We start from the raw sequence: 10,319 nt of genomic DNA, 5'->3' as shown, positions 1-10,319 counted from the left end.
TCCGGCCACATCGCGCTCGAAGCACGCTACGCAGATCCCCATGTTTGCCGGGTTGCCGAGCTTTTGCAGCCATACGGCGATCAGGCCGATGACGGCGCCCACAATGATGATGCCCGGCGTTGTCGCAAAAAGATTTTTCCTCATCTCCTACTCCTTCCCAAACGTTTTGGCGGATACACCATGCGTACGATGGCTCCATCCTGAACGGGGAAAGAGAAGGAACGCCTTTACGGCCTCCCCTCGGCTGCACACTCAGAAGGGCGGCGAAAGGCTTCATGCTCTTTCCGCGTCCGAACAGACAATGAGAACCTCACACCGTGGGTTCTGTTTGTCCTCAATCAGTTGCGCGTATACAGCATTGGTACACCACCCTTAGAAATGTCGCCCATGAGCATTTCTCATGAACGGTTTCCTGTTACACCGCCGGGAAGTCCGGGTCAACCCATCTTCGCAAGCGCGGCGGGACGTATTCGGGGCACGCTTTTCCGCATGAAAAAACCTCCCGCCAGGCGGGAGGTTCCAAAACGCGTAATGCTTTTCCTTGCCTGCCGGGAAAGGGCAGGGCGGCGTTCCGTCAATATCTGGGGCGGATGACGGATACGGAACAGTGGGCCTTTTTCACGACTTCCGTAGCCACGGACCCGGCGAACAGCTGCCGGAACCCGATCCGGCCATGCGCGCCGACGACGATGCAGTCGATGTCGCTCTTGTGGGCGTATTTGACGACCTCTTCCGAAATCTTCCCCATGAGGAACGCGCAGTCGTCGACGCCTTCCGGGAAGTTCGTGTTCAGGAAGTGTTCCATCTTTTCCAGCAGGGCTTGGGTGGGGGCGATCCTGTTGGGCTGGCCCTCGCCGGAGAGGTAGTTGGATTCATAGACCGTTTCGGAAGGGAGCACGTATACGATCGAAACGGAAGCGCCCGTCAGGGACGCCACCATCTTCACGTGTTCGATGGCCGGATGGGGGGCGTCTTCCAAGTCAACGGCATAAAGAAGCTTTTTCAGTTCCATAGCATGGCCTCCTGTGGTGCCCAAAACGGTTTTTATTGGGGTTACGATGCCCAAGGAGGAAGGAGTCTGTCAAGAACAATCCTCGCGTATAAGGGAAGCAATGATGATATCTTGTTGAATCTCAAGCTATTCCTTTCATAAGGGCGCCCCGCGAATGTCGACAGCAAAGCGCCCGGGGGCGCCCCGCGCCGCCGCGATAGGCCGTCGCCGCGTCATAGGCCGCTCCGGAAGCCCGGCTGTATCTAGGGGAAGGCTTTGAAGAGTCCCGGCTGATCGTGAGGAAGGCGGATGCCGCAGGAGCCGTCGCCGGACACCCTGATCGCCATGCGCCGGGGCGTTCCCTTCCGATCCGCCGCCGCTTGCCGGGCGGCCTTGTCCTTGCGGGCCGTGTCACGTATGATGGGGCGGAGACGGGTGGACGGAGGCGGGCCGTGGGGAACGGCAGGGCCTCCGGCCTGTTTTTGGCATGGCGTTCTGCGGCCCCCGAGGAGAAGGCGGGCCGCCCCGAGGAGGCCGGGACCCTTCCCGGCATGTTTGATGAAGAGAGAAGGAGTGGGCGATGTCCGCCAAGAAAAGCGATTTCGGATTGATCATCAAATTGTTGGTGGCACTGGCCATCGGCGCCTTTCTGGGGCGCATGGCCAACGTGGAGGTCATGGATGCCGTGGCGTCGGTCAAGTACGCCTTGGGGCAGATCATTTTCTACGCGGTGCCCCTCGTCATCGTGGGCTTCATCACGCCGGCCATCGCCCGCTTGGGGCAGAACGCCAGCAAGATGCTGCTGACGGCCGTGGCCATCGCCTATCTTTCGTCCGTCGGCGCGGCGGCGTTCTCGGCGGCTTCCGGCTACGCCATCATCCCGCACCTGTCCGTGCCCACGGAAGTGAGCGGGCTCGTCGATCTTCCGAAGCCGTCCTTTGTGCTGGACATCCCGCCGCTCATGTCCGTCATGAGCGCGCTGGTCACGGCGCTGCTGCTCGGGCTCGCCGTGAGCTGGACCAAGGCCGAGATCATCAACAAGGCGTTGGCCGAGCTTGAAGCCATCATGACCAGCGTCGTGACCCGGGTCATCATCCCCATCCTGCCGTTTTTCGTGGGTGCGACGTTCTGCGAGCTTTCCTATGAAGGCCGCTTGACCGTGCAGTTCCCCATTTTCCTCAAGGTCATCGGCATCGTCATTGTGGGCCATTTTATCTGGCTCGCCGTGCTCTATAGCATCGGCGGCATCCTGTCGGGCCGTAACCCGTGGCGGGTGCTGCGCTATTACCTGCCCGCGTACCTCACCGCCGTGGGGACCATGTCCAGCGCCGCTACGCTGCCCGTGGCCCTGTCCTGCGCGCGGCGCTCCCCGGCCCTGAGCAAGACCGTCACGGAATTCATGATCCCCCTGGGCGCGACCGTGCACCTGTGCGGCTCCGTGCTGACCGAAACCTTTTTCGTCATGACCATCAGCCTGATGCTGTACGGCGCGCTGCCGTCCGTGGGTACGATGGCCTTCTTCATCGTGCTGTTCGGCATCTTCGCCGTGGGAGCCCCCGGCGTGCCCGGCGGGACGGTCATGGCCTCGCTCGGCCTCGTGACGAGCGTGCTCCATTTCGATCCGGCGGGCGTGGCCCTGCTGCTGGCCATCTTCGCTTTGCAGGACAGCTTCGGCACGGCCTGCAACGTGACCGGGGACGGGGCGCTGGCCATGATGATGGAAGGGATTTTCAACCGTAACCGTCAGCTCGACGACCGCTTCGGCACGGGCGAGTAGTGCCGTCAACGTATTCCCCCGCCGCGCTTGGCCCCGGCGGAAAGGAGGTGCCAGTATGCCGTGGGTGATCCTTGCCGTCGCGCTGTGTGTCCTGGTCTGGTTTTGGCCCCGGAACACGCTGATAGGCTTGGCCGTCGTCGGGACGGCCGGGGTGCTTGCAGGCATCGCCTTCTGGGGATACGGCGTTTACGATGAGCGCCAGCGGGAACTTGTCGCCATTACCGTGGAGCCCGCCGCGGAAGCGGCTTCGCGGACGTCGCCCGGCATCGCGTGCGGGGAGGGCGAACTGCTCGTCTCCATCACGAACGGGAGCGGGAAGACGGTGACGGGCGTGCGGTTCAATGTGGGCGCCTACCGTGAAGGCCGGAGCACCAACATCGCCAAGGGGAACTGGTTCGACGACGATCACATCATCAACCCACGGGGGACGGTGTCGGCCTGCTGGAAGGCCCCCGGCCTGACCCGCGATCCCGAAGGGGACAGGGTGGTCTGGAAGGCCAGCATCATCAAGCTGGAGTTCGCCGAATAGGACGCGGGCCGGGGCAGACGCTCCGGCCCGTTTTGTCTGGGCGGGCCTTGGGCGGCAGGCACAAAAAAGCCCCGGCAGGCCGGGGCATCGGGGTTACTTCGCGGTCGTGGGCGCGGGGGCGCTTTCGAGATCCTTTTGCAGGTCTTCCTTAAAGGGAAGCTGCTTGTGGTGTTTCAGGTATTGGCGCTGGGCCTTTTCCCGCTCCTTCACATAGTCCTTCTGGGCGTCGCGGACTTCCTTGTAGTACTTTTTCAGATCCTTGTCCCGGCGCTCCTGAAATTTTTGGGCATCGGTCTTGTCGTCGCCGGTAAGCTCGTCGACGGTTTCCTTCACCTCTTTCTTGATGTCCTGGTAGCCGTCCTTGACGGACTGGGTGAACGAGTTTTCCGCGAGAAAATGGTTGCTCAGGCCGGTGGCGTGGGCGGCGAACGGAAGGAGCGTCAGCCCGGCGGCGAGGAGGCAGCCGTGCAGCAGCGCGTTATTGCGTTTCATGATAATCCCCCAAAGGTTAGACTGTGACTGATTGTCCTGAGTGTACCCAAGGCAAGGGAAAAGGCAACCGCATGAGAGAAAACAAATCATGCCCCACTGCAATGGAAGCTTTCGCCTCTCATACACTGTAAACCTTACTTCCTTTTCAGGGAATCAATGCATCGCATCTTGACATCGCATGGAACGATCGCATCCTTAAAGGAAAGGAGATTTGAGATGTCACAGAAAGTCAAGACATGGGAATCGCACGTTCCCGGTTGCTTTGGTGGTTCGGATCATATCTTCGCCGGTCATCCCGCCGAGGAAAAACGCGCCAAGGAATTGCGCAAGGTGTGCTCGGAGCAGCGCATCCCGATGGATGACGTGGCCAAGTCCATTGAGCACTTCCTGAAATCCAAGAAGGTCGGAGACGCCCTCATTCAGGAGCAGGTGGAGCGGGCCAGAAAATTCTTGAAGCTGTCGTAACGGCCCTTTCAGCCCACCGGGATACTGCGGGACGGAATCGTCCACAGCCCCGGCGGACTGTGCGGGCGCGGCACCGGAATGCCGCATCGGAGCGCCTCAGCGGGCGCTTTTTTTGTGCCCTTCGTCCAATCCGGCGTAGAGGCGGTTTGTTTCTCTTGCATCCAGTCCGGGCATGTTCTTTCTGTTGCAACATGCCGCGCCGCACCTTCTTTCCTTTTGATTGCCCTGCCGCCTCCCTTTTTCCCTTTCCATAACAACGGCCCGGAAGCACTCTAACACCGTGTGCAAGCACTCTCATCACGTCCCGTTATGCGCTCTTTTTCACGTTACGATTTTTCGAGAACCCGATTGACACGGCCCTATCGTTGCCGTAGCGTTCGAATACCCTTATACTGGGCTGTTCCGAAGTGGAGGAGGGCGGCATTGTTCTTCCCGGGGGAGGAAAATGCTTGCCTTGGGGCACGGACCTGAGGCCGCGCTCTGCAATGTGCGGCGTTTCTTCCGCAATCACAGGGACATCGGCCCGGTTTCGTCGTCTTTACGGAGGAAACGCCAAGGGGATGCGGGAGGGGTTCCGACCATTTTGATCCACGCATGTGACCGACATCTTGCCGGCCGCTGAATAAGGAGAAGCGTATGCGTATTGCCGTTGGTCTGGGAAAAGAGAATGTCGAGGCTCGGCTGGAACGGCAGGGAGTATCCCGCCGAGATTTCCTGAAATTCTGTAGCATGGTCGCCGTGACGATGGGCATGGGGACCGGATTCGCCGAACAGGTCGCGCGGGCGCTGACCATGCCCCGCCGCCCTTCCGTGGTGTATCTGCACAACGCCGAGTGCACGGGCTGTTCGGAGGCCCTGCTGCGGACAGGGCAGCCGTTCATCGATGAGCTGATTTTGGATACGATTTCGCTCGATTACCATGAAACCATCATGGCCGCCGCGGGCGAAGCCGCCGAAGCGGCTCTGGAACAGGCCATTTCCTCTCCCGAAGGCTTCATCTGCGTCGTGGAAGGGGCCATCCCTACGGCGAATGAAGGCAAATACGGCTACATCGCCGGGCATACCATGCTCGACATCTGCGGCCGCATCCTCCCCAAGGCCAAGGCCGTGGTCGCCTACGGCACCTGTGCCGCGTTCGGCGGCGTGCAGGCTGCCAAGCCCAACCCCACCGGCGCGATGGGCGTCAACGAATGCTTCGGCGCGAAGGGCATCAAGGCCATCAACATCGGCGGCTGCCCCCCGAACCCGCTGAATCTCGTGGGCACGCTGGTCGCCTTCCTCCGCGGCGACAACATCGAGCTCGACGCCAACAACCGCCCCATGATGTTCTACGGCAACAGCGTGCACGACCAGTGCGAGCGCCGGGAACACTTCGACAACGGCGAATTCGCTCCCTCCTTCGATTCCGAAGAGGCCCGCAACGGCTGGTGTTTGTATGAGCTGGGCTGCAAGGGCCCGGACACTATGAACAACTGCCCGAAGGTCAAATTCAACGGGACCAACTGGCCCGTGGGCGCGGGACATCCGTGCATCGGCTGCAGCGAGCCCGGTTTCTGGGACAAACTGTCCCCGTTCTATGAAAACTAGAGGGAGCACCCATGAGCGAAGCCAGAAAAACACCCCAGAGCCATTTCACCGGACCTGTCGTCATCGATCCCCTGACCCGTATCGAAGGCCACCTGCGCATTGAAGTGGAAGTGAAGGACGGGCGCGTCAGCGAAGCCCGCAGCGTCGGCACCCTGTACCGCGGCCTTGAAACGATTTTGGTCGGGCGCGACCCCCGCGACGTGCAGCACTTCACGCAGCGCACCTGCGGCGTGTGCACCTATACCCACGCGCTGGCCTCCACCCGCGCCCTCGAAGACGCGATCAAGGTGGAAATCCCCAAGAACGCCACCTACATCCGGAATCTCGTGCTCGGGATGCAGTACCTGCACGACCATATCGTGCATTTCTACCACCTGCACGCCCTCGACTTCGTGGACGTGACCAGCGCGCTTCAGGCCGATCCGGTCAAGGCCGCCAAAATTTGTTCCTCCGTTTCCCCGCGCCCCGCGTCGGCGGACGACTTCAAGGCGGTGCAGGCGAAGCTGAAAGCCTTTGTGGAAAGCGGGCAGCTCGGCCCGTTCACCAACGCCTACTTCCTCGGCGGGCATCCCGCCTACTACCTCGATCCCGAAGCGAATCTCATCGCCACGGCGCATTACCTTGAAGCCCTGCGGCTGCAGGTGAAGGCGGCGCGGGCCATGGCGGTGTTCGGCGCGAAGAACCCGCACACCCAGTTCCTCGTGGCGGGCGGCGTGACCTGCTACGAAAGCCTGACGCCGGAGCGCATCGCCGAATTCGAAGGCTTGTACAAGGAAGTCAACGACTTCGTGAATCAGGTCTACATCCCGGATCTGCTGCTTGTCGGCGGCGCGTACAAGGACTGGACCAAGATCGGCGGCACGACCAACTTTATGACCTTCGGCGAGTTCCCCGGCGACGAGCGCAATCTCGAATCCCGGTGGTTCAAGCCCGGCGTGGTGTTCGACCGCAAGCTGGAAGCCCTGCCTTTCGATCCCTCGAAGATCGAGGAGCACGTGCGGCACAGCTGGTACGCGGGCGATGCGGTTCATAAGCCGTTCCAGGGTGTTACCGAGCCCAAGTTCACCTTCATGGGCGACAAGGATCGCTATTCGTGGATGAAGGCTCCCCGTTACGACGGGCGCGCCGTGGAAACCGGCCCGCTCGCGCAGGTTCTGGTGGCCTATCTCAAGGGCAACGCCGAGGTCGTCCCGGTGGTCGACAGCGTGTTGCAGACCCTCAGCCTGACGCCCGGCGATCTGTTCTCCACGCTCGGCAGGACCGCCGCGCGCGGCATCGAAACCGCCGTCATCGCCAAGAAGACCGGCGAGATGTTGCAGGAATACAAGGAAAACGTGGCTTCCGGCGACAAGAAGATCGTCGAGAACTGCGAAGTGCCGGACAAGGGCGAAGGCGCGGGCTTCGTGAACGCGCCCCGCGGCGGGCTCTCCCACTGGCTGGTCATCGAGAACAAGAAGGTGGCCAACTTCCAGCTTGTGGTGCCTTCCACGTGGAACCTCGGCCCGCGCTGCTCGAAGGGCATCCCGAGCGCGGTGGAAGAGGCGCTCGTGAACACGCCCATCGCCGATCCCAAGCGCCCGGTCGAAATCCTGCGCACGGTCCATTCCTTCGACCCCTGCATCGCCTGCGCGGTGCACGTGATCGACGGCAGGACCAATGAAGTCAGCAAGTTCCAGATATTGTAAGTGAAAACGGGAGAACGGAAGATGGCTGAACAGGTGCTGGTTTTGGGTGTAGGCAATATTCTGTTCTCCGACGAGGCCATCGGGGTGCGCACGGTTGAGCATCTGCAGCAGTGCGCATCCCTGCCCGGAAATGTGGAGCTCATGGACGGCGGCACGCTCGGCATCCGGCTGATGGACGCCATCATGGGGTGCGATCTGCTGATTGTGGTGGATGCCGTCCTTGGCGGCGGCGAGCCGGGGACCTTGTACCGTTTGGAAGGCGAGGGGCTGCGCGAGAGTATGAGTTTCCGCGACTCCATGCATCAGACGGATCTGGTCGACACGCTGATTTACTGCGATTTGGCGGGGCACAGGCCGGATGCGGTCGTGATCGGCATGGAGCCAGCCGATTACCACACGATGGAGATCGGGCTGACCCCGATCTGTCAGGCGCGTTTGCCCGAGCTGGCCGAAAAGGTTGTCGAGGAGCTGCGCGCACGCGGGGTTATCGCGTAGTGTCAGGCTAGAGAAAAGCTTGGGGAAGGGAGGGGAAACCTTTCTTCAGAAAGGTTCCTCCTCCCTTCATCAAGTCCATTCTGCGCAGCGCACAACAAAAAAAGGAAGGCCAAATGACCTTCCTTTTTAAATTTCTGGCTGGGCTACGTGGACTTGAACCACGATTAACGGGACCAGAATCCGTCGTCCTGCCAATTGAACGATAGCCCAACAACGTGAGAAGGTTTCTGTCAAAGAATGCCCGGGAAGTCAAGCGGAAAATGCTTTTTTCCGTCAAAAAGCGGCGTCATGGGCGGAGCGGCGGGGAAAGGGGGCGGAAAAACGCACGGTTGCGCCGTCCGGGGAAGGCGGAAAGGCTGCCGCCGGAGCGACAGCCTTTTTTGTTTCCTGAGGATATGGCGTTGCCTGTGGGGAACTATTCGGCGAGCTTCTTGCCGATCATGCCGAGGACGACGCAAATAACCATGAAACCGGCGCAAATCAGGACGACCTTCAATCCGATGTCCATAAGAACTCCTTGTCGTTTGTCAGGGAATGCCGGAGCGTTGCGCCAAGGCGGGGCATAGCCGCCGTGGGTCCGGCGCGCCCTTTTGGGGCGTCCCTGACGCATGGGGGAATGTGCGTTACACGCAAGCCCTGAGAGTGGAAACGAAGGAGAGCCTATGGAGAGGCGGCGCGCCGGGGAGAGGCAACATGCCCCGGATTTCGGCAAGCCGTGGGAGGAGGAGATCCGCCCATGAAAGCGTCCTGAGCGAACGCGTGCAGAGCGGATAGAGCAGAAGGAAAAGCAGGGTGAGGAGAGGGAACCCTGTTTCCCTGTTGAGGCCCCTTTCGGGGAGGAAAGCCTTGTTCGCCCGGACAACGGCGGTGGCCTGCTCCGTTTCCAGAGGCAGGTATTCGCTGGGGACGAAGCTTGTTGTGACTGAAGTGTCAAATGAGGCGTTTGCCTTCAGTGCGTCCGGCGTGCAGAACAGCATGAGCAACATCAGTATGCTCAGGAAACTCTTGATAAAGAGTCTGTTCTTGGCGAACGTGGACAACATCATGGCACCTACCGCCGTTTTATTTGGTTTCACCATAAGCCACGCAGGAAAAGAGGTCAATAGGGTAGAAAAAAAGCCATGTTACCTTTTTTAAAAACATGTTGATTTTTATCGTGAAAGAAAGAGCAATAAACGGCGCGCAAACGGGGGTGGGCTCCCGTCCGGGCGGCGCTTGCGGGGCGGATTGCCAAGGCTGGGGCGATGGCTTATGGAAGGAGAGGGCATTGTTGCCTCTAACTCTTTGGACGGCATATCTTTTTTAAGGAATACGAGCATGGGCCTTTTGAGTGGGAACGTGTTGCGGCGTCCGCACCTGTCGCTGCGGCGGGAGTGGCATACCCTGTTGGCCGCCACCATCGGCACGTTGTTGACGTGTTTCGCGGTCGTCGCGCTGACGGTGCCGTATCAGTTCGCGGGCGGCGGCGTGCTCGGGCTCGCCCTGATCAGCAATTATGCGTGGGGGATATCCCCGGCATGGGTGCTCAGCGTCGGCAACGCCGTCCTGCTGCTGTGGGGCTGGAAGGCGCTGTCCCTCCGGTTCGCGCTCTGGACGCTGTACGTGACGGTCCTGACCAGCGTGGCTATCCCCGTCTTCGAGCTGTTCCAGTATCCGGTCATCGGCAATACCATCCTCGCCGCGCTGCTGGCCGGGGCCGTGGGCGGGGTGGGCTTCGGGATGCTTTTCCGCGTGGGGGCGTCCAGCGGCGGGACGGACGTCATCGTCATGGTGGCCCGGAAGCGCTGGGGCGTGGATATCGGGTCGATGTCCTTTTATATCAACGTGGTTATCCTCTTCGCGTCCTTTGTGGTCGTGGATATCGAAAAGATCCTCATGGGCGGGCTCCTGCTGTACGTGGAGACGGTGACCATCGACAGGGTATTGAAATCATTCGACAGGCGCAGCCAGGTTTTGATCATCAGCAAGCGCACGCCGGACATCGCGGACTTCATCCTCAACGAGCTTGACCGCTCGGCAACCATCATCCCGGCGAAAGGGGCGTATTCGGATCGGCCCCATGACATGCTGCTCGTCGTTCTCACCCGGCGGCAGACGGTGGATTTGCGGCAGTACATCGCGGAAATCGACCCGGAAGCGTTCCTCATTTTCTCCGATGTGACGGAAGTGGTGGGGCTCGGCTTCAAAAACTGGGAGTGAGGCGGCACGAGCGCATGACGCGCCGGATCAACGCGCCGGGCGGGCCAAGGCCGCATTGACTCCGCCCGCTCCTCCGCTTATCTTTTACCTGGTGCTTGA

Annotated in this window: 10 protein-coding genes and 1 tRNA gene; 7 read left to right on the top strand and 4 right to left on the bottom strand. The window is 60.8% G+C overall.

Annotated features, from left to right (window positions below):
* Positions 1 to 574 precede the first annotated feature (574 nt).
* Entirely contained in the window at positions 575 to 1,012 is a 438-nt protein-coding gene (locus HMPREF0178_RS15595; protein WP_005027603.1) for a universal stress protein, read from the bottom strand.
* A gap of 559 nt (positions 1,013 to 1,571) precedes the next feature.
* Here HMPREF0178_RS15595 and HMPREF0178_RS15590 point away from each other — a divergent pair.
* Positions 1,572 to 2,768: a dicarboxylate/amino acid:cation symporter gene (locus tag HMPREF0178_RS15590; protein ID WP_009380710.1), complete on the top strand. Its 1,197-nt coding sequence runs from the start codon at positions 1,572 to 1,574 to the stop codon at positions 2,766 to 2,768.
* A gap of 55 nt (positions 2,769 to 2,823) precedes the next feature.
* Positions 2,824 to 3,297 carry a hypothetical protein gene (locus HMPREF0178_RS15585; RefSeq protein WP_009380709.1) on the top strand — a complete coding sequence of 158 codons (474 nt, stop codon included), beginning with the start codon at positions 2,824 to 2,826 and terminating at the stop codon, positions 3,295 to 3,297.
* 93 nt (positions 3,298 to 3,390) lie between these two features.
* Here the strand turns inward: HMPREF0178_RS15585 and HMPREF0178_RS15580 are convergent, their stop codons facing one another.
* The gene (locus HMPREF0178_RS15580; protein ID WP_009380708.1) at positions 3,391 to 3,789 is read right to left on the bottom strand and encodes a hypothetical protein; all 399 of its coding nucleotides are present in this window, start codon (positions 3,787 to 3,789) and stop codon (positions 3,391 to 3,393) included.
* A gap of 216 nt (positions 3,790 to 4,005) precedes the next feature.
* Here HMPREF0178_RS15580 and HMPREF0178_RS15575 point away from each other — a divergent pair, with 216 nt between their 5' ends.
* The 4 genes from HMPREF0178_RS15575 to HMPREF0178_RS15560 all read left to right on the top strand — a co-directional run bounded on the left by HMPREF0178_RS15575 (position 4,006) and on the right by HMPREF0178_RS15560 (position 8,021).
* Positions 4,006 to 4,254, top strand: a complete 249-nt coding sequence (locus HMPREF0178_RS15575; RefSeq protein WP_009380707.1) for a hypothetical protein — start codon at positions 4,006 to 4,008, stop codon at positions 4,252 to 4,254.
* A gap of 636 nt (positions 4,255 to 4,890) precedes the next feature.
* Entirely contained in the window at positions 4,891 to 5,841 is a 951-nt protein-coding gene (locus HMPREF0178_RS15570; protein ID WP_009380706.1) for a hydrogenase small subunit, read from the top strand.
* 11 nt (positions 5,842 to 5,852) lie between these two features.
* Complete coding sequence (locus tag HMPREF0178_RS15565; RefSeq protein WP_009380705.1) at positions 5,853 to 7,526, top strand: nickel-dependent hydrogenase large subunit; 1,674 nt, start codon at positions 5,853 to 5,855, stop codon at positions 7,524 to 7,526.
* A gap of 21 nt (positions 7,527 to 7,547) precedes the next feature.
* Positions 7,548 to 8,021 (top strand): HyaD/HybD family hydrogenase maturation endopeptidase, encoded by a 474-nt coding sequence (locus tag HMPREF0178_RS15560; RefSeq protein WP_009380704.1) that lies wholly within the window; start codon positions 7,548 to 7,550, stop codon positions 8,019 to 8,021.
* 135 nt (positions 8,022 to 8,156) lie between these two features.
* Here HMPREF0178_RS15560 and HMPREF0178_RS15555 read toward each other — a convergent pair.
* Together HMPREF0178_RS15555 and HMPREF0178_RS15545 are read right to left on the bottom strand one after the other, a co-directional pair.
* A tRNA-Gln gene (locus HMPREF0178_RS15555) sits at positions 8,157 to 8,231 on the bottom strand.
* Positions 8,232 to 8,644: 413 nt separating this feature from the next.
* Complete coding sequence (locus HMPREF0178_RS15545) at positions 8,645 to 9,067, bottom strand: hypothetical protein (protein WP_039959150.1); 423 nt, start codon at positions 9,065 to 9,067, stop codon at positions 8,645 to 8,647.
* Positions 9,068 to 9,338: 271 nt separating this feature from the next.
* Between HMPREF0178_RS15545 and HMPREF0178_RS15540 the strand changes: the two genes are divergently transcribed.
* Positions 9,339 to 10,220: a YitT family protein gene (locus tag HMPREF0178_RS15540; protein ID WP_009380701.1), complete on the top strand. Its 882-nt coding sequence runs from the start codon at positions 9,339 to 9,341 to the stop codon at positions 10,218 to 10,220.
* Positions 10,221 to 10,319 lie beyond the last annotated feature (99 nt).

This window comes from Bilophila sp. 4_1_30 (assembly GCF_000224655.1).
In the GTDB taxonomy this organism is placed as follows: Bacteria; Desulfobacterota; Desulfovibrionia; order Desulfovibrionales; family Desulfovibrionaceae; genus Bilophila; species Bilophila wadsworthia.
This window is presented reverse-complemented; position numbering and strand designations above follow the sequence as displayed.

Bases quoted from the DNA above. Each gene is read 5' to 3' on its own strand.
- HMPREF0178_RS15540 (WP_009380701.1), top strand. From the start codon at position 9,339: ATGGGCCTTTTGAGTGGGAACGTGTTGCGGCGTCCGCACCTGTCGCTG.
- HMPREF0178_RS15575 (WP_009380707.1), top strand. From the start codon at position 4,006: ATGTCACAGAAAGTCAAGACATGGGAATCGCACGTTCCCGGTTGCTTT.
- HMPREF0178_RS15545 (WP_039959150.1), bottom strand. From the start codon at position 9,067: ATGATGTTGTCCACGTTCGCCAAGAACAGACTCTTTATCAAGAGTTTC.
- HMPREF0178_RS15590 (WP_009380710.1), top strand. From the start codon at position 1,572: ATGTCCGCCAAGAAAAGCGATTTCGGATTGATCATCAAATTGTTGGTG.
- HMPREF0178_RS15585 (WP_009380709.1), top strand. From the start codon at position 2,824: ATGCCGTGGGTGATCCTTGCCGTCGCGCTGTGTGTCCTGGTCTGGTTT.
- HMPREF0178_RS15595 (WP_005027603.1), bottom strand. From the start codon at position 1,012: ATGGAACTGAAAAAGCTTCTTTATGCCGTTGACTTGGAAGACGCCCCC.
- HMPREF0178_RS15565 (WP_009380705.1), top strand. From the start codon at position 5,853: ATGAGCGAAGCCAGAAAAACACCCCAGAGCCATTTCACCGGACCTGTC.
- HMPREF0178_RS15560 (WP_009380704.1), top strand. From the start codon at position 7,548: ATGGCTGAACAGGTGCTGGTTTTGGGTGTAGGCAATATTCTGTTCTCC.
- HMPREF0178_RS15580 (WP_009380708.1), bottom strand. From the start codon at position 3,789: ATGAAACGCAATAACGCGCTGCTGCACGGCTGCCTCCTCGCCGCCGGG.
- HMPREF0178_RS15570 (WP_009380706.1), top strand. From the start codon at position 4,891: ATGCGTATTGCCGTTGGTCTGGGAAAAGAGAATGTCGAGGCTCGGCTG.